The 17,583-nt window shown below is 73.4% G+C and carries 19 protein-coding genes; 5 read left to right on the forward strand and 14 right to left on the reverse strand.

Going from position 1 to position 17,583, the window contains the following annotated elements; all coding sequences use genetic code 11:
* Positions 1–92: 92 nt before the first annotated feature.
* The gene (gene thiL, locus AC1RNL_RS07285; protein ID WP_492934854.1) at positions 93–1,103 is read right to left on the reverse strand and encodes a thiamine-phosphate kinase; all 1,011 of its coding nucleotides are present in this window, start codon (positions 1,101–1,103) and stop codon (positions 93–95) included.
* Between the two features lie 78 nt (positions 1,104–1,181).
* On the opposite strand from thiL, the gene AC1RNL_RS07290 reads away from it, so the two are divergent.
* Entirely contained in the window at positions 1,182–1,640 is a 459-nt protein-coding gene (locus AC1RNL_RS07290) for a DUF3515 domain-containing protein (protein WP_146357159.1), read from the forward strand.
* Here the strand turns inward: AC1RNL_RS07290 and AC1RNL_RS07295 are convergent.
* The gene (locus tag AC1RNL_RS07295; RefSeq protein WP_492934855.1) at positions 1,637–1,990 is read right to left on the reverse strand and encodes an SseB family protein; all 354 of its coding nucleotides are present in this window, start codon (positions 1,988–1,990) and stop codon (positions 1,637–1,639) included. The two genes, AC1RNL_RS07290 and AC1RNL_RS07295, sit on opposite strands and share 4 nt — an antisense overlap.
* Before the next feature lie 70 nt (positions 1,991–2,060).
* Between AC1RNL_RS07295 and AC1RNL_RS07300 the strand changes: the two genes are divergently transcribed.
* The 4 genes from AC1RNL_RS07300 to AC1RNL_RS07315 all read left to right on the forward strand — a co-directional run bounded on the left by AC1RNL_RS07300 (position 2,061) and on the right by AC1RNL_RS07315 (position 6,265).
* Positions 2,061–2,699 carry an exonuclease domain-containing protein gene (locus AC1RNL_RS07300; RefSeq protein WP_128190755.1) on the forward strand — a complete coding sequence of 213 codons (639 nt, stop codon included), beginning with the start codon at positions 2,061–2,063 and terminating at the stop codon, positions 2,697–2,699.
* A 317-nt stretch (positions 2,700–3,016) separates the two neighbouring features.
* Positions 3,017–4,336, forward strand: a complete 1,320-nt coding sequence (locus AC1RNL_RS07305) for a quaternary amine ABC transporter ATP-binding protein (RefSeq protein ID WP_492934856.1) — start codon at positions 3,017–3,019, stop codon at positions 4,334–4,336.
* On the forward strand, positions 4,326–5,282 hold the full coding sequence (locus tag AC1RNL_RS07310) for an ABC transporter permease (RefSeq protein ID WP_400531300.1): 957 nt from the start codon (positions 4,326–4,328) through the stop codon (positions 5,280–5,282). The genes AC1RNL_RS07305 and AC1RNL_RS07310 overlap by 11 nt, the downstream gene beginning before the upstream one ends.
* A 65-nt stretch (positions 5,283–5,347) precedes the next feature.
* Positions 5,348–6,265 carry a glycine betaine ABC transporter substrate-binding protein gene (locus tag AC1RNL_RS07315; RefSeq protein ID WP_128190680.1) on the forward strand — a complete coding sequence of 306 codons (918 nt, stop codon included), beginning with the start codon at positions 5,348–5,350 and terminating at the stop codon, positions 6,263–6,265.
* Positions 6,266–6,451: 186 nt separating this feature from the next.
* Here the strand turns inward: AC1RNL_RS07315 and AC1RNL_RS07320 are convergent, their stop codons facing one another.
* From AC1RNL_RS07320 to AC1RNL_RS07375, 12 genes are read right to left on the reverse strand one after another with little or no spacing between them, the layout of a single operon-like run.
* The gene (locus tag AC1RNL_RS07320) at positions 6,452–7,492 is read right to left on the reverse strand and encodes an alpha/beta hydrolase (protein WP_492934857.1); all 1,041 of its coding nucleotides are present in this window, start codon (positions 7,490–7,492) and stop codon (positions 6,452–6,454) included.
* The gene (locus AC1RNL_RS07325) at positions 7,489–8,118 is read right to left on the reverse strand and encodes a CoA transferase subunit B (protein ID WP_128190443.1); all 630 of its coding nucleotides are present in this window, start codon (positions 8,116–8,118) and stop codon (positions 7,489–7,491) included. The genes AC1RNL_RS07320 and AC1RNL_RS07325 overlap by 4 nt, the downstream gene beginning before the upstream one ends.
* Position 8,119: 1 nt before the next feature.
* Positions 8,120–8,893 carry a CoA transferase subunit A gene (locus tag AC1RNL_RS07330; protein WP_128190444.1) on the reverse strand — a complete coding sequence of 258 codons (774 nt, stop codon included), beginning with the start codon at positions 8,891–8,893 and terminating at the stop codon, positions 8,120–8,122.
* Complete coding sequence (locus AC1RNL_RS07335; protein ID WP_492934858.1) at positions 8,893–9,825, reverse strand: alpha/beta hydrolase; 933 nt, start codon at positions 9,823–9,825, stop codon at positions 8,893–8,895. Before AC1RNL_RS07335 ends, AC1RNL_RS07330 begins: the two co-directional genes overlap by 1 nt.
* Positions 9,822–10,568: a 3-hydroxybutyrate dehydrogenase gene (locus AC1RNL_RS07340; protein WP_128190445.1), complete on the reverse strand. Its 747-nt coding sequence runs from the start codon at positions 10,566–10,568 to the stop codon at positions 9,822–9,824. Before AC1RNL_RS07340 ends, AC1RNL_RS07335 begins: the two co-directional genes overlap by 4 nt.
* The gene (locus AC1RNL_RS07345) at positions 10,565–11,272 is read right to left on the reverse strand and encodes a TetR/AcrR family transcriptional regulator (RefSeq protein WP_492934859.1); all 708 of its coding nucleotides are present in this window, start codon (positions 11,270–11,272) and stop codon (positions 10,565–10,567) included. The genes AC1RNL_RS07340 and AC1RNL_RS07345 overlap by 4 nt, the downstream gene beginning before the upstream one ends.
* A complete protein-coding gene (locus AC1RNL_RS07350; protein WP_492934860.1) occupies positions 11,269–12,822 on the reverse strand; it encodes a class I adenylate-forming enzyme family protein in 1,554 nt (517 codons plus the stop codon). Before AC1RNL_RS07350 ends, AC1RNL_RS07345 begins: the two co-directional genes overlap by 4 nt.
* 4 nt (positions 12,823–12,826) lie before the next feature.
* Positions 12,827–13,936 carry a branched-chain amino acid ABC transporter permease gene (locus tag AC1RNL_RS07355; protein ID WP_364194624.1) on the reverse strand — a complete coding sequence of 370 codons (1,110 nt, stop codon included), beginning with the start codon at positions 13,934–13,936 and terminating at the stop codon, positions 12,827–12,829.
* Positions 13,937–13,945: 9 nt separating this feature from the next.
* Complete coding sequence (locus AC1RNL_RS07360; RefSeq protein WP_146357137.1) at positions 13,946–14,824, reverse strand: branched-chain amino acid ABC transporter permease; 879 nt, start codon at positions 14,822–14,824, stop codon at positions 13,946–13,948.
* Positions 14,821–15,528 carry an ABC transporter ATP-binding protein gene (locus AC1RNL_RS07365; protein ID WP_492934861.1) on the reverse strand — a complete coding sequence of 236 codons (708 nt, stop codon included), beginning with the start codon at positions 15,526–15,528 and terminating at the stop codon, positions 14,821–14,823. The genes AC1RNL_RS07360 and AC1RNL_RS07365 overlap by 4 nt, the downstream gene beginning before the upstream one ends.
* A complete protein-coding gene (locus AC1RNL_RS07370) occupies positions 15,525–16,280 on the reverse strand; it encodes an ABC transporter ATP-binding protein (protein ID WP_128190628.1) in 756 nt (251 codons plus the stop codon). Before AC1RNL_RS07370 ends, AC1RNL_RS07365 begins: the two co-directional genes overlap by 4 nt.
* Positions 16,281–16,289: 9 nt before the next feature.
* Entirely contained in the window at positions 16,290–17,504 is a 1,215-nt protein-coding gene (locus AC1RNL_RS07375; RefSeq protein WP_492934862.1) for a substrate-binding domain-containing protein, read from the reverse strand.
* Between the last annotated feature and the right edge of the window lie 79 nt (positions 17,505–17,583).

Genomic DNA, 17,583 nt, shown 5'->3' on the forward strand with positions numbered 1-17,583 from the left:
CGGGTGGCTCTCCGGTACCGGATCGCGGATGCCGGTGGGCTCGACGCGCGAACCGGTACCGGAAGCGCGACAGGGCGGGTGCTGCCCGCGGGTCAGCCGGCGCGGTAGGGGTCCCAGCCGCGCGGCTCGAGCGGAGCGCCGTCGAGCGTGACGCCGGCCCGCTCGTCGGCCGCGAGCGCCTCGACGGCGCCGATGCGGCGCACCGGGTGGCCGGCGAGCTCGGCCGGCGGCCGCACGCCGGCGGGCAGCGCGACGAGCAGCGCGTGGTCCTCGCCACCGTGCAGCGCCGCCTCGAGGCTCGCGCCGGGCGCTGCCCGGGCGACGGCCGCCGCCTCGAGCGCGATGCGCATCCCGGATGCGCGGGCCACGCGGGCGGCGTCGAGCGCGAGGCCGTCGGAGACGTCGAGCATCGCGGTGGCGCCGAGGTCGGCGAGCAGCGCGCCCGCGGCGATCGGGCTGACGGGCGCGAGCTGCGCCTCGATCGACGCGCCGTCGGCTCCCGCGCGGAGCCGCTCGGCGGCGGCGCGCACCGGCTCCGCCGCCGCGTCGAGGGCCTGCGCGAAGAGGTGCCGCAGCCCCGTGGCCGCGAGGCCCAGGCCGCCGACGCACCACACCGCGTCCCCCTCCCTCGCGCCGCTGCGCAGCACCGGCGCGCGACCTCCGAGGTCGCCGAACGCCGTCACCGCGATGGTCGCGTGCGGGGCCGTGCCGAGGTCGCCGCCGACGACGCCGCAGCCGGGCGCCATCGACGCGACCGCGTCGGCGAGGCCGCGGGCGAAGTCCTCGAGCGACGACACGTGCGTCGACGGCGGCACCGCGAGCGCCACGACGAGCGACGTGGGCCGCGCGCCCATCGCGGCGACGTCGATGAGGTTGGTCGCGACGGCCTTCCAGCCGAGGTCGTGCCACGTCGACCAGCCGAGCCGGAAGTCGGCGCCCTCGAGCATCGTGTCGGTCGTGACGACGACGCGGCCGTCGGGGGCGCGCACGACCGCCGCGTCGTCGCCCGGGCCGAGCTCGGTCGTGTCGCCTGCCGGCAGCAGCGGGAGGATGCGCCGCAGCGCCTCGAGCTCGCCCGCCTCGTGCAGCGTGGGGTCGTCCATGCCGCAACGGTAGCCGCCGCGCACGGAGGGACGCCCCGCGCATGGGCCGCGCCGAGGCGCGCTCGGTAGGCTCGACGGGTGCGCCTGCTCCCCCTCGCCGCCGCTGCCGCGGCCCTCGTCGCGCTGACCGGCTGCGCCCGCTCGGTGTCGCTGCCGCCGGCCGAGGACGCGGCCGATCCGGGGTGCGCGAGCGTGATCGTCTCGCTCCCGGAGGAGCTCGGCGACGCGAGCCTGCCGCAGCCGCTCGACCGCCGCGAGACCACCGCGCAGGGCACCGCCGCCTACGGCGACCCGAGCGCGGTGACGCTGCGCTGCGGCATGCCGGAGCCCGCGCCGTCGGCGAGCCGCTGCATCCAGGTGGGCGCCGTGGACTGGCTCGAGGTGGCGCAGGAGGAGGACGTCTGGACCTTCGTCAGCTACGGCCGCTCCCCCGCCGCCGAGGTCGTCATCGACACGGGCGTCGTGAGCGCCGTCACCGCCCTGGAGTCGCTCTCGAGCGCCGTCGACCGGCTCGAGCAGACGGGCGCCTGCACCTAGCCCTGCGCGTCGGCCGCGAGCACGTCGGGCAGGAAGACGCGGCCGTCGTCGTGGCCCGGGTCGAGCACGATCGCGTGGCCCGCGGGGATCGCGGCCGCGAGCTCGGCGCCGGTCATCCTCAGGTGCCGGCGCGTGCGCGTCGCGAAGCCGCCGATGCGGCTCGTCGCGGTGAACGCGACGACGAGCTGCAGGTCGCCGTGCGGCAGCACGAGGAAGCGCCCGGAGCCCGGGTCGCGGGGGTTCTCGACGACCGCCGGCACCACGAGCTCGGCGTCGCGCACGACCGCCCAGGCGCCAGCGTGGTCGGTCGTGTCGATCGCCCGCAGCGCGTCGAGGGTGGGGTTGGCCATGGCTCCCATCGTGGCAGACGGATGCGCGGCGCGGACGGCGGTGTCGGCGGCCTCTGGGAGACTTGGGGGCATGGCGCTCGACTTCACCGCGATCGATTTCGAGACCGCCAACGGCAACGCCGCCTCCGCCTGCGCGGTGGGCCTCGTGAAGGTGCGCGACGGCCGCATCGTCGACCGCTTCGCCACGCTCATCCGCCCCACGGCCCCGTACGACGAGTTCTGGGAGTGGAACGTGCGCATCCACGGCATCCAGGCCCACCAGGTGCTCGGTGCGCCCGACTGGGTCGAGGTGCAGGAGCGCATCCTCGGCTTCGGCGGCGACGACGTCTACGTCGCGCACAACGCCGGCTTCGACAAGGGCGTCATGCGCGCCGCGGCCAAGGCCGCGCGGCTGCCCGTGCCCGAGATGCGCTGGACCGACTCGCTGCGCATCGCCCGCAAGACGTACGCGCTCGAGTCGTACCGGCTGCCGGTCGCGGCGCTCGCGGCGGGCTTCGACGACTTCCGCCATCACGACGCCGCCGGCGACGCCGAGGCGTGCGCCGCGATCGTGATCGGCGCGGCGAAGCGGCACGAGCTCGACGACCTCGAGTCGCTCGTGCAGCGCTGCACCTCGGCGGTGCACGAGATCGGCGAGCGGCACGAGCAGATGGAGGAGCTCGCTGCGTCGCGCCGGGCCGCCCAGCGCGAGCGCCCCTGGTGGCAGTGAGCGCCGCCTGGGCACCTCGGCCATAACGAAAGCATCACGATCGGGCCGATCCTGTCCCCCTGACTTCGCGGAATCACGCGGAATCCGCGTTCGCGTGCTCGAACGCCACCTTCTGGCCATGGTTACCGTGGAGAGCGCGGACGGTTCCCCAGGCCGTCCCGGACCCCCACGGACGCGACCGCCGGCAGCACTCCTGCCGGCGAGCGTATGGTGCCGCTTCGCCGACCTCTCGTCAGCGATCGACGGCAGACGAACGACCGCTCGCGCGGCTGCACCCGTCCTCGACTGAACGCCCTCCGGGGCGCGACAGGAGCGACATGAGCGAACCGCGCGTGACCGGCGACGAGACCGTCGCCGACGACATCGCCGTGCGCGTCGAGCATCTGACCAAGGTGTTCGGACGGCGCGCGGGCGAGGCCGCCGACCGGCTGGCGGAGGGCGCGAGCCGCGACGAGGTCGCGAAGCTCGGCACCGCTGCCGTGATCGACGCCTCGTTCGAGGTGCGCCGCGGCGAGATCTTCGTGGTGATGGGGCTCTCGGGCTCCGGCAAGTCCACGCTCATCCGCATGCTGAACGGCCTGCTCGACGCCACGCGCGGCTCGGTCGAGATCGACGGCCAGCCCGTCACCGGCATCGAGCCGCGGCGGCTGCGCGCGGTGCGGCGGTCGCAGGTGTCGATGGTGTTCCAGCACTTCGCGCTGCTGCCGCACCGGACGGTGCTCGAGAACGTCGCCTACGGCCTCGAGATCCAGGGCGTCGATCGCGACCGCCGCCTCGAGCTCGCCCGCCGCGTCGTCGACCGGGTCGGCCTCGCCGGCTGGGAGGAGCGCCTGCCGAGCGAGCTCTCCGGCGGCATGCAGCAGCGCGTCGGCATCGCCCGCGCGCTGTGCGCCGACACCCCCGTGCTGCTCATGGACGAGGCGTTCAGCGCCCTCGACCCGCTCATCCGCCGCGAGATGCAGGAGCAGCTCGTCGAGCTGCAGGCCGAGCTCGGCAAGACGATCGTCTTCATCACGCACGACCTCAACGAGGCGATGTTCCTCGGCGACCGGATCTCCGTCATGCGCGACGGCCGCATCGTGCAGATCGGCAGCCCCGAGGAGATCCTCACCGACCCGGCCAACGACTACGTGGCGCAGTTCGTGCAGGACGTCGACCGCACCCGCGTGCTCACCGCCGCGAGCGTGATGGAGCCGCCCGCCGCATCCGTGCCCCTCACGGTCGGCCCGCGCGGCGCGCTCAAGGCGCTGCGCGACGTGCAGTCGTCGACGCTGCTGGTCACCGGCCCCGGCCGCACCGTGCTCGGCGCCGTGCGCGACCGGGAGGTGCTGCGGGCGGTGCAGCGCGGCGACCGCGACCTCGCCGCGCTCGTCGACGCCGACGTGCACCGCGTCGGCCCCGACACGAGCCTCGCCGACCTGCCCGAGCTCGCCATCACGAGCGGCCTGCCGATCGCCGTCGTCGGCGACGGCGGCCGGCTGCTCGGCGTGATCCCGCGGGTGATGCTGCTCGCGGCGCTCGGCAACGTGCCCACCGACACCTCCGAGCTCGCGATCGTGGACCTGCCCCCGGCGGTCGACCCGCGGCTCGTCGCCCAGACCCTCGACGACACGCAGGAGGTGTCCGATGCTCGATGACGTCCGCCTGCCGCTCGGCGCATGGGTCGAGACCGGCGTCGAATGGATCACCGCCAACCTCTCGGTGCTCTTCGACCTCATCCGCACGATCGTGCTCGGCCTGTTCGAGGCCGCCGAGGTCGCCTTCACCGAGCCGCCCGCGCTCGTCATGATCGCGATCCTGGGCGTCGTCGCCTTCGCGGTGCGGGGGTGGCGGATGGGCGTCGGCACCGTGGTGGGGCTGCTGGTCGTCGTGCTCGTCGACCAGTGGGACAACGCCATGGGCACCCTCGCGCTCACGGTGGTCGCGGCGCTCTTCGCGCTGCTCATCGCGCTCCCGCTCGGCATCTGGGCCGCGCGCTCCGACACCGTGTCGGCGATCGTGCGCCCGATCCTCGACTTCCTGCAGACGATGCCCGCCTTCGTCTACCTGATCCCGGCGATCATCCTGTTCGGCATCGGCGTCGTGCCCGGCATCATCGCGACGATCGCGTTCGCGATGGCACCCGGCGTGCGGCTCACCGAGCTCGGCATCCGCGGCGTCGACCGCGAGATCGTCGAGGCGGGCGCCGCGTTCGGCGCGTCGCCCGGGCGCATCCTGCGGCAGATCCAGCTGCCGCTCGCGCTGCCGACGATCATGACCGGCGTCAACCAGATCATCATGCTGTCGCTGTCGATGGTGGTGATCGCCGCGATGGTCGGCGCCGGCGGGCTCGGCCAGGACATCGTCCAGGCGCTGCAGCGCATCGACGTGGGGCTCGGCTTCGAGGCCGGCCTGTCGGTGGTGATCCTCGCGATCATCCTCGACCGGCTCACGAACGCGCTCGGCAGCCTGCAGCGGCACAGCCCGCTCGCGAGGCTGCGCTCGCGCCGCGCCGCGGCCGCGGGCGCGCCCACGCCGCCGGCACCCGGCACGGCCGCTCCGGCCGCTGCCGGGGCCGACCAGGCCGTCGCGGCCGGCCGATGAGACTTCGGCGACCGCAGCCCGCGGCCGCCGACGGACGAATGACACGGAACGAGAGAGGACACAGCATGCACAAGCGATTCATCCGCGGCGCGGCCGTCGCCGCCGTCGGAGCCCTGGCCCTGGCCGGGTGCTCGGCGGGAGGCTCCGAGGCGGAGGCGCCCGAGGGCGACGCGACCGCCACCGCCGACCAGACCGACCTCACGATCGGCGTCTTCAACGGCTGGCCCGAGGGCGAGGCCGTCTCCTACCTCTGGGCCGCGATCCTCGAGGAGGAGGGCTACGACGTCGAGCTCGAGTACGCCGACGCCGGGCCCGTGTTCGCCGGCGTCGCCGGCGGCGACTACGACGTCACGCTCGACGGCTGGCTGCCGATGACCCACGCGTCGTACATGGAGGAGTTCGGCGACGACCTCGTCGACCTCGGCTCGTGGAACGACGACGCGGTGCTGACCCTCGCCGTCAACGAGGACGCGCCGATCACCTCGATCGAGGAGCTCGCCGAGAACGCCGACGCCTTCGGCAACCGCATCGTCGGCATCGAGCCGGGCGCCGGCCTCACCGCCGCGACCCAGGACTCCGTCATCCCCACCTACGGGCTCGAGGGCATGGAGTTCACGACCTCGTCGACGCCGGCCATGCTGGCCGAGCTGAGCGGCGCGATCGACGCCGGCGAGAACATCGTCGTCACGCTGTGGCGCCCGCACTGGGCCTACGACGAGTTCCCGATCCGCGACCTCGAGGACCCGGAGGGCACGCTCGGCGCAGCGGAGGGCATCCACTCGATCGCCCGCGCGGGCTTCGAGGAGGACTTCCCGCAGCTCACCGAGTGGCTCCAGGCGTTCACGATGGACTCGGAGCTGCTCTTCTCGCTCGAGAACGAGATGTTCAACAGCGACGCCGACTCCGACGACTTCCCCGAGATCGTCGACGCGTGGATCGCCGAGAACCAGGAGTACGTGGACTCGCTCACCGCGGGCGAGTGACGCGACGACGGAGGGGCCGCTCCCGGGTGGGGGCGGTCCCTTCGTCGTGCCTGGGCTGGTGGTCTCGACTCGTCGGCCTGCGGCCGCCGGCTCGACCAACGGGAGGGGTGGTCTCGACTCGTCGGCCTGCGGCCGACGGCTCGACCAGCGAGAAGGGGTGGTCTCGACTCGTGGGAGGCGAGGCCGTCAGTCGTTCGCGGTCACGTGCGCGAGCAGGAGCTGCCGGAACCGCTCCGGGTCCTCGAGGTGCGGCGAGTGGCCCGCGTGCTCGAAGACGACCTCCTGGTACCAGCCGCCCTTCGCGGCGTACGCGTCGAGCACGGCGCGCGTCTGCGACACCATCGGCTGCGGCGGCGCCGCCTCCTCCCCCGGCCAGCCCGGCACGATGCCGTGCTTGCCGAGCGTGTTGAGGTCGAAGAACGACTCGTCGCCCACGATCGCGTCGTGCGCTCCGCGGATCCACAGGATCGCCGGCTTCCGCTCGAGGTCGACGATGCCGGTGAGGTCGAGGTGCACGCCCGACATCGTGTTCAGCACGCCGCGACCGCCGGCCGCGAAGCCCGGCCACGCATCCGACGCCGTGCCGTCGCCGGGCTGGTTGCCCTCGCCCGTGCGCGTCGAGAGCATCGACTCCACCCAGAGGTCCTCGTGGTCGTCGGAGAACCCGGGGGCGACGTACGAGCTGCGGAAGACGCTCCGGGGGCTCGTCGGCTCGTCGTCGGTCGTGTCGCCCGCCGCGAGGCGAGCGATGAAGTCGGGGTTCGCCGCGAGTCCGCCCGTACCCGCCCCGTCGGGCGTGCACAGGCTGCCGTCGAGCTTGGTGCCGAAGCCCTGCGGCGGCACCGGCGCCATGAGCGTCACCGAGCGGATGAGGTCGGGCCGGTCGAGCATGAGCTGCATCACGACTCCGCCGCCCATCGACCACCCGAGCAGGTGCGCGTCGGCGACGCCCATCGCGTCGAGCACCGACGCGACGTCGTCGGCGAAGTCGCGCAGGCCCCGCGTCGCGTCGACCGGGAGCGCCTCGCTGTCGCCGTAGCCGCGCAGGTCGATCGCGACCGTCGGGCGCGGCAGCGCGAGCATGAGCGGCTGGAAGAACGACGACGACGAGACGTTGCCGTGCACGAGCACGACGGGCCGGCCGACGCCGCCGTGGCGGAGGACGGATGCGCGCAGGCGGTCGGTGTGGACGACCTGCTGCTCGATGCCCTCCAGCAGGGTCGTCACGCCAGCACCTCGGGCTCGGTCTTCTCGCGCACCTCGTCGAGCGTCACGCCCGGGGCCAGCTCGACGAGCCGCAGCCCCTCCGGCGTGACGTCGAGCACGGCGAGGTCGGTGATGATGCGGTCGACGACGCCCTTGCCGGTGAGCGGCAGCGAGCACTCGTCGACGATCTTCGCCGAGCCGTCCTTGGCGACGTGCTCCATGAGCACGATCACCTTCGCGGCGCCGTGCACGAGGTCCATCGCGCCGCCGGGGCCCTTCACCATCTTGCCGGGGATCATCCAGTTGGCGATGTCGCCCGAGGCCGAGACCTGCATCGCGCCGAGGATCGCGGCGTCGATCTTGCCGCCGCGGATCATCGCGAACGACGTCGCCGAGTCGAAGAACGACGTGCCCGGGAGCGTCGTGACGGTCTCCTTGCCGGCGTTGATGAGGTCGGGGTCGACCGCGTCCTCGGTCGGGTACGGGCCGACGCCGAGGATGCCGTTCTCGCTCTGCAGCACCACGGTCACGTCGTCGGGCACGTAGTTCGGCACGAGCGTGGGCAGCCCGATGCCGAGGTTGACGTACATGCCGTCCTCGAGCTCCTCGGCCGCGCGCGCGGCCATCTGGTTGCGGGTCAGTGCCATGTCAGGACTCCTCTCGAACCGTGCGGCGCTCGATGCGCTTCTCGATGCCCGTGCCGACCTCGACGATCCGGTGCACGAACACGCCCGGCAGGTGCACCGCATCCGGGTCGATCTCGCCCGGCTCGACGAGCTCCTCGACCTGCGCGATGCAGATGCGGCCCGCCATCGCCGCGGGCGGCGAGAACTGCCGGGCGGCCTTGTTGAAGACGAGGTTGCCGTGCCGGTCGCCGCGCAGCGCGTGGACGAGCGCGAAGTCGGTCGTGATGGCCTCCTCGAGCACGAACTCCTGCGGCTCGCCGTCGACGTCGAACGTCGCCGTGGGCTTCGGCTCGGAGGCCTTCGCGACCGTGCCGTCGGCGTTGTAGAGCTGTGGCAGGCCGCCCTCGGCGACCTGCGTGCCGACGCCCGTGCGCGTGTAGAACGCGGCGATGCCGGAGCCGCCGGCGCGCAGCTTCTCGGCGAGCGTGCCCTGGGGCGTGAGCTCGAGCTCGAGCTCACCCGTGAGGTAGCGGCGCTCGAACTCCTTGTTCTCGCCGACGTAGGAGGAGGTCATCTTGTCGATCTGGCCGTTGCGCAGCAGCAGGCCGAGCCCCCAGTCGTCGACGCCGCAGTTGTTCGAGACCACCTTGAGGCCCGTCACGCCGCGCGCCTCGAGGGCGCGGATGAGCTCCATCGGGTTGCCCGAGAGGCCGAAGCCGCCGACCGCGAGGGTCGCTCCGTCGGGGATGTCCGCGACCGCCTCGGCCGCGGACGCGTAGGTCTTGTCGATCGCCATCAGCGTCCCTCTCCCTGCTGCGCGGGTGCGCCGGCGGCGCGAGCGGCCTCGGCGACCGCATCGGCCACCGCATCCACCCCCGCGCCCAGCAGGATCGTGTAGTGGTTCGTGCCCGGGATGTCCCGGACCTCGAGCTCGGGCAGCCGCGACCTCCACGTCGCGAGCCACTCGTCATCGTAGAGGCCGGGAGCCTCGTCGAAGAGGCCGCGCGGGCTGCGCAGCAGCACCGCCGGCACCTCGAGCGACTCGAGGGCCTCGGCGTAGCCGCCGCGGCCGTCGAGCTCGACGAGGTTCGCGACCACCGCGTCGGGGTTCGCGGAGGGCCGGAGCCCTGCGTCGACCTCGGCGTGGGCGTCGACGGGCACGAGGTCGTAGTCCACGTACTCCTCGATCGCCGCGCTCCAGTAGGGCCCGAAGGCGGGGTGCTCGCGCCAGAAGTCGCGGTAGGCGTCGCCGGAGGGGAACGTCATGCGCAGCCGGTCGATGGCCGGGCCGAGCACCTCCTCGGGGCTGCGCTCCTCGCCTGCAGGAGCGGGACGCAGCGGCAGGCCGCCGTCGACGAGCACGAGCGAGGCGACGCGCTCGGGGTGCGCGGCGGCGAGGCGCACCGCGACGTACGCGCCCATCGAGTGGCCGACGACGATCGCGCGCTCGATGCCGGCGGCGGTCATCGCAGCGGCGACGTCCTCGGCGTGCTGCTCGAGGCCGAAGGGACCCGGCAGCGCGCGCGAGCCGCCGCGGCCGCGCAGGTCGACCGCGAGCAGCGGGCCGTCGACGCGCACCGCGAGGGGCGAGAACGAGCGGTGGTTCGCCGTGATCCCGTGGACGGCGACGACGGGCGTGCCCGCCGCATCCGCCCGCCACAGGGTCGCGACGAGCTCGCCGCCCGCGACGGGCAGCCGCAGCGGCGCCTCGGTGGCGGCGGTCGTCATCGGGCGCTCCACCCGCCGTCCATGACGTAGGAGGTGCCGGTGACCATGCCCGCGTGCGGGCCGGCGAGCCAGGTCGCGAGCGACGCGACCTCCTCGGGCTCGACGAGGCGCTTGATCGCGGCCTCGGTGAGCATGACCTTCTCGAGCACCTCGCTCTCGGGGATGCCGTGGCGCTTCGCCTGGTCGGCGACCTGCGACTCGACGAGGCCCGTGCGCACGTAGCCGGGGTTGATGCAGTTCGAGGTCACGCCGTGCGGGCCGCCCTCGAGCGCGGTCACCTTCGACAGGCCCTCGAGCCCGTGCTTGGCGGCGACGTAGGCCGACTTGAAGGCGGATGCGCGGATGCCGTGCACGCTCGAGAGGTTGATGATGCGGCCGAAGCCGCGCTCGTACATGCCCGGGAGCGCCGCGCGGATGAGCAGGAACGGCGCCTCGAGCATGAGCGTGTGGAGGCGCCGCCACATCTCGGGCTCGAACTCCTCGATCGGCGCGACGCGCTGGATGCCGGCGTTGTTCACGAGGATGTCGGCCCGCAGCTCGAGCGACTCGAGCGAGGCGACGTCGAGCAGGTCGACCTCCCATGCCTCGCCGCCGATCTCTCGCGCGAGCGCGTCGGCCGCGGCCCCGTCGCGGTCGGCGACGACGACGTGCGCGCCCTCCGCGGCGAACGAGCGCGCCATCGCGGCGCCGATGCCGGCGGCGCCGCCCGTGATCACGGCCCTGCGGCCCTCGAGTGTGCTCATGCGTCCTCCTCGGTGTGCGCCGCGGTCGCGGCGGTGTGGCTTGCGGTGGCGGGCGTGCGGCCCGCGGGGGCGGATGCTGCGGGAGCGGGTGGGGCGGTGCCGAGCGCGCGCTGCACGAAGGCCACCATCTCGTCGAACACGTGGTCGGGCACGGGGGTCGCGCCGGAGCCGTAGGGCCCCGACTCGGCCGTCGGCCAGAGCACGTAGCGCATCCCGATCATCTCGCCGACGCCCATGAGCGCCCAGGCGGCGACCTCCGGGTCGACGTCGCCGATCTCGCCGTTCGCGCGGGCCCGCTCGAGGCCCTCGCGGTAGCCCTCGACGATGCGCTCGTAGTGGCTGCGCATCGCGCCGGGCGAGACGTACTCGGCCTCGCGCACCACGCGGTACAGCGCCGGGTGCTCGGCGGTGAAGGCGAAGAACTCGCGGAAGCCCTCGCGCTCGGCCTCGGCGCGGTTGGCGCCGCGCGCGGCGCCGTCGCTCATGGCCTTCCGTACGCGGCGGTTGAGGTCGTCGACGAGCTGCTCGAACAGGTCGAGCTTCGACTCGAAGTACAGGTAGAAGGTGCCCTGGGCCACCTTCGCGCGCTCGGTGATGCGCGAGATCGACGCGGCCTGGTAGCCCTGCTCGGCGAAGACGCCCTCGGCGGCCGCGAGCAGCTTGGCCTTGGTCTGCTCGCCGCGCTTCGTCCTCGGCTCGTTCATCGCGCCTCCGCCCGCTCGGACTGCACGGCGGCGATGAGCGCCCGGCGCAGCGGCTTGCCGCTCGTGGTGCGCGGGATCTGGTCGACCTCGAGGAAGCGCTTCGGGTGCTTGAAGCCTGCGAGGCGCCCGTCGAGGTGGTCGCGCAGCGACCGCTCGTCGGCGGGCTCGACGAGCACGAGCCACGCGACGAGCTCCTCGCCCCACCGCTCGCTCGGCACGCCGGCGACGGCGGCGTCGGCGACGGCCGGGTGCTCGAGCAGCGCGAGCTCGACCTCGATGGGGGCGATCGACTCGCCGCCCGAGCGCACGATGTCCTTCACGCGGTCGACGATGCGGATGCGGCCGGCCGGGTCGCGCTCGACGAGGTCGCCGGTGCGCAGCCACGGCCCGATCGTCGCCGCGGCCGTCGCCTCGGGGTCGCGGAAGTAGCCCTGGAAGACCGCGGGGCCCCGCACGAGCAGCTCGCCGGTGCCGGCGCCGTGCACGACGCGCCCGTCGACGAGCAGGGCGAGGTCCACGTGCGGGTAGGGGCGGCCGACGGTGCCGGCGTCGGAGGCGTCGCGCGCGATCGTGACATTGGGCGCGGCCTCGGTGAGCCCGTAGCCCTGCTGCACCGGCACGCCGCGGCGCGCGAGTTGCTCGACGGCGCGCGGGTCGAGCATGCCGCCGCCGACGACGGCGGTGCGCAGGCTCGACAGGTCGCGCACGGCGAAGTCGGGGTGCTGGATGAGCGAGCGGAACGTGGTCGGCACGCCCATCGTCGCGGTGACGCGGTGCCGCTCGATGAGCGCGAGCGCGCGCCCCGCGTCGAAGGTGCGCTCGAGCACGACCTGCGCGCCCACCCACCAGGCGAGCAGCGGCTGGATGTTCCAGCCGGCCACGTGGTGCTGCGGCAGCACCTGCAGCACGACGTCGTCGGGCGTCATCGGCGTCGCGCGCGAGAGCGACAGGTTGGCCCAGGCGCAGTTGGCGTGGCTGAGCACGACCGCCTTCGGCGCGCTCGTGGTGCCCGAGGTGAAGAGCATCAGCAAGCCGTCGTCGTCCTGCACCGCACCGCCGGCCGCCCGCTCGGCGGGCGCCGACGCATCCGGCACGAGCGACTCGGCGCCGGCGGCGCCGAGCGCGGTCGTGCGGATGCCGTGGTCGCCGAGGCGGTCGAGCGCGGCCTCGGCGACGGGCCGGTGGTCGTCCTCGACGAGCAGCAGCGAGGGGTCGGCGATGCGCAGCTGCTCGGCGAGCTCGCGCGCGGTGAGCCGCCACGACAGCGGCACGAGCATCGCGCCCGCCTTGGCGCACGCGAACAGCAGCACCACCTGGTCGGCGGTGGAGCCCGTGACCGTGGCGATGCGGGCGCCGCGGCCGTGCCCCGCCTCGACGAGCGCGTGCGCGAGCGCCGTCGCGCGGGCCTCGAGCTCGCCGTACGAGACGGTCACGCCGCGGTCGACGATCGCCGGCCGCGACGGGTCGGTCGCGGCACGGTCGGTCGTCCAGCGGCCGAGCGTGAGCGCGCCCGGCGTCGCGTCGCCGTGCACCGTCGCTGCGCCTCCCATGCGCCTAGGCTTCCACGTCCTGCAGCGCTGCAGGCTGCTCGGCGTCCTTCGCGCCGCCGCGCCGTCGCGTCACGCGGTGCGTGAGCCCGACGATGCCGCCGGGCGCGAACATGACGACGAGCACGAAGAGCATGCCGAGGATGAACAGCGGCTCCGACAGCGGGATGCGCAGCACGTCGGGCAGGCCCTGGATCCACTCGGCCGAGGCGAGCGCCGCGAGCCGCTGGTCGAGCAGCGTGTAGATGATGCCGCCGACGATCGCGCCCCAGCGGTAGCCGACGCCGCCGAGCACGACGATGACGAGCAGCGTGAGCGTGAAGTCGCTCGTCGAGATGCGCGGCGTCGCGCTCGACTGCAGCATCATGAAGCCCATGCCGGCGACCGCCGCGAGCACCGCGGCCGCGGCGAAGACGAACAGCCGCACGAGGTAGGGCCGCAGGCCCAGCACCGTCACGCGCAGCTCGTTCTCGCGCGCCGCGGCGACCACGTGGCCGAGGCGCGAGCGCTCGACCCACACGCACGCGAGGTAGACGAGCACGAGGATCGCGAGCGCCATCCAGTAGAGGTTGCGCGTGTTGACGACGCCGACGAGGAAGTCGGGCACGACGTCGACCTCGAGCGTCACGCCCTCCTCGCCGCCCGTGAGCCCGCCGACGTTTCGGCGGATCATGACGTTCATCGCCTGCGCGACCGCGAGCGTCACCATCGCGAACGAGATGCCGCTCACCCGCAGCGCGAGCGCGCCGACGAGGTTGCCGAGCACGAGCGCGATCACGAGCGTCAGCACGATCGCGAGCAGGAAGACCGCCTCGCTCGGCATCCCCGTCGGCGCGAGCAGCCGCAGGATGATGCCGAGCCCGTACGCGCCCGCGGCGAAGAACATCGCGTGGCCGAACGAGAGCATCCCCGCCACCCCGAAGATGAGGTGGTAGCTGAGCGCGAGCGCGGCGATGAGCATCGCGTACGCGAGCACCGTGAGCGTGCCGGGCGTGTAGGTGGGCCCGGGGAGGACGCCCGGGATGTCGATGGCGAGCAGCGGCAGGATCGCCGCCGCGACGACCACGGCCGCGCCGACCGCGAGCCGGCCCCACGTGGACTGCAGGAATGTGCGCATCATCCGCTCCTAGTGCGTGACCTTGCCCATGAGGCCGGTCGGTCGGACGAGCAGCACCGCGGCGAGCGCGAGCACGATGGCGATGTCGCCCGTGCCGCCGAGGTAGAAGTTCGCGAACTGCTGGATGACGGCCACGAGCACGGAGGCGATGGCCGCGCCCGTGAGGGAGCCGAGGCCGCCGATGACGGTGACGATGAACGCGTAGATGAGCAGCGACGTGCCCTGGTGGGCGCCCACCTGGCCGTAGTAGACGGAGGCGAGCACGCCGCCGAGGCCCGCGGCCGCGCCGCCGATGGCGAAGACGATCGTGAAGGCGCGGCGCACGTCGATGCCGAGCGCGGTGACCATCGTGCGGTTCTCGACGCCGGCGCGGATGACGAGGCCGTAGCTCGTGCGCTGCAGGAACAGCACGATGAGCACGAGCACGACGGCCGCGGTGCCGATGAGCAGCCAGCGGTCGTTCGGGATGTTCGCGCCGAGCACGTCGGTCGTGCCGCCGAGCCACTCCGGCAGCCGGATCTGGATCGGGTCGGTGCCCCAGATGCCCTCGAAGAGCGCGACCGAGGCGAGGCCGAGGCCGACGGTGACGAGCACCTGCTCGATGTGGCGGTTGTAGAGCGGCCGGATGAAGACGAGCTCGGTGATCGCCGCCACGAGCGCGCCGACCACGAGGCCCACGAGCATGCCGACGAGCAGCCCGCCCCAGCTGCCGTCGCCGACGCGGCGGCCGACCTCCCAGCCGAGGAAGCCCGCGAGGGTGAGGAACGAGCCGTGCGCGAAGTTCAGCACGCCCATGAGGCCGTAGATGAGCGAGAGGCCGCTCGCGACGAGGAAGTAGAGGGCGCCGAGGCCGACGCCGGTGATGAGCAGGAGCAGGACGGTGCTCACGCTGCCTCCTGGTCGGTCGAGACGCCGAGGTGCCGGTGCACGAGGTCGGAGTCGAGGAACTCGGATGCGGGGCCCGTGTGCACGACGCGGCCGCCCGAGAGCACGACCACGGTGTGGGCGAGCGCGCGCACGACCTGCAGGTTCTGCTCGACGAGCAGCATGGGCGTGCGCTCCGCCGCGGTCTCGAGGGCCTTCGTCACGGTGCCGACGATGAGCGGCGCGAGGCCCTTGGTGGGCTCGTCGACGAGCAGCAGCCGGTTGTCGTTCATGAGCGCGCGCGAGAGCGAGACCATCTGCTGCTGGCCGCCCGAGAGCGTTCCCGCCTGCTGCTTCGCGCGCTGGAGGAGCTCGGGGAAGAGCTCGCCGACGATCGCCCGGTTCGGGGCGCCGCCGCGCTCGGCGAGCCGCAGGTTCTCCTCCACGGTCAGGCCGCCGAAGACCTCGCGGTCCTCGGGCACGTAGGCGATGCCGCGCTGCACGATGCGGTGCGTGAGCAGCCGGTCGATGCGCTCGCCGTCGAAGGTCACCTCGCCCGTGCGCTCGTACAGGCCCAGCAGCGCCTTGATGGTCGACGACTTGCCGACGCCGTTGCGGCCGAGGAGCGCGGTGACGCCGTGGGCGGCCACGTCGAAGGAGACGTCCTCGACGACCTGCTGGCCGGCGATCCGGGCCTCGAGGCCGCGGACGGACAGGATGGCGGTCACACGGTCTCCCCGAGGTAGGCCTGCTGGACGGCGGTGTCGGCCATGACGGCCTTGGGCGTGTCGATGGCGAGCAGCTCGCCGTGGTGCATGACCGCGACGCGGTCGACGAGGCCGAGCAGCACCTCCATGTGGTGCTCGACCATGAGCACCGTGCGGCCGGAGCGGTGCAGGCGGCGGATGACCTCGACGAGCCCGGCGACGTCGCCGGAGCCGACGCCCGCCATGGGCTCGTCGAGGAGCACCACCTCGGGCTCGGTCGCGAGGAGCATCGCGATCTCGAGCTTGCGCTTGTCGCCGTGCGAGAGCACGCCGGCGTCGGTGCCCGCGTGGTGGGCGAGCTCGACCTCGTCGAGGCAGCGCATCGCGACCGCGGTGGCCTCGTCGCCGGCCCGCGGCATGCGCCACGGGCTCGTCGCGCCGCCGAGCTTCGACTGCGCCGCGAGGCGCACGTTCTCGCGGGCGCTCAGGCCCGGGAAGACGCTGGAGGTCTGGAACGTGCGGCCGAGACCGACCCGCGCCCGCTGGTGCACCTTCCGGCTGGTGACGTCCTTCCCTGCGAGCAGCACGCGGCCGCTCGTGGGGATGAGCACACCCGAGATGACGTTGAACAGCGTGGTCTTGCCCGCGCCGTTGGGGCCGATGACCCCGACCATCTCACCGGTCGCGACCTCGAACGAGACGTCGTGCAGGATGCGCGCGCCCCCGATCTGCAGGCCGACGGCGTCCAGGACGAGCGCGGATCGGTCTTCCATCGGCCGCGCCTACTGCTGGCCGGCGACGGGCGGGGCGACCGCCTCGGCGTCGACGACCTCGATGAGCTCGGGCGTCCACGTGCCGCCCTCGTCGACGAGGCGCACCTGGAACATCGGCTGGATGAGCGCGTGGTCCTCGGCGCGGATCGTGAGCTCGCCCTTGACCGACTCGAAGGTCCAGCCCTCGAGCGCCCCGATCATTGCCCCGACGTCGCCCCGACCCTCGGTGATGGCGTGCACGAGCATCTGCGCGCCGACGAAGCCGTCGACCGTGAACAGGTCGGCCTCGTGCCCGGCCTCCTCGAGGTACGCATCCATCGCCTGGGCGGCCTCGGTGTCGGTGGCGCCCGGGAAGTAGTGGTTCAGGAACTGGATGTCGGCGGAGCCGGGACCGTAGGCCTGGTACGACGCGCGGTCGGCGAGGCCGGTGACGACGGTGGTGTCGGCGAGCACCTGCTGCTGCGCGAGCGCCTCCCACATCGCGCCGGTCGTGGCGCCGGCCCACGCGACGAACACGAGGTCGGGCGAGGCGGCCGAGATCTGCTGCGCGAACGGCGTGAACTCGGTGGCGTCCTCGGCGACGAGGATCGGGGTGACCGTCGCGCCCTCGGCGCCGAGCACCGCCTCGACCGAGGCCACGTTGCCCTGGCCGAACGCGTTGTCCTGCGCGAACACGACGATGTTCGAGCCCTCGACGCTGTCGAGGAAGGTCGCGGCGGTCGCGACGTCCTGGAGCGTCTGTCGGCCCGAGCGGAAGGTCTGCTCGTTGACGCCGGTGATGGCGTCGGCGGCGGCGGGGCCCGAGAGGAAGAGCACGTCGTTCTGCGCGGCCTGCTCGGCGACGGCGAGCGAGACGCCCGACGCGGCGGAGCCGCCGATGATCTGGAAGCCCTGGCCGATGAGGTCCTTCGCCTGCGTGACGGCGGTGTCGGGGTTGCCCTGGTCGTCGACCCACTCGATCGTGAGCTCGACGCCGTCGATCTCGCCGGTGCCGTCGGTGGCGTAGTCGAGGCCTGCCTCGAAGCCCTGCTGGTAGGTCTCGCCGTACGCGGCGAGCGGGCCGGTGATCGAGGTGATCATGCCGACGTTGACGGCGACCGACTCGGCGGCGCCCTCCGAGCCGTCGGTGGATGCCTCGGGGGTGGCCGTCGTCGGCGCGCACGCCGTGAGCGCGAGCGCCGCGATGGCGATGCCCACGCCTGCGAACTTCGTTGTCCTGCGCATGAGATGCCTTTCGAGCAGTGGGAGCCCCTGGGGCGCAGCTCGGCGGGCGAGCACGTCCTCGTGCGGCTTCACGGTGTCG

The organism is Agrococcus sp. GW821-FHT14H11 (assembly GCF_058803545.1).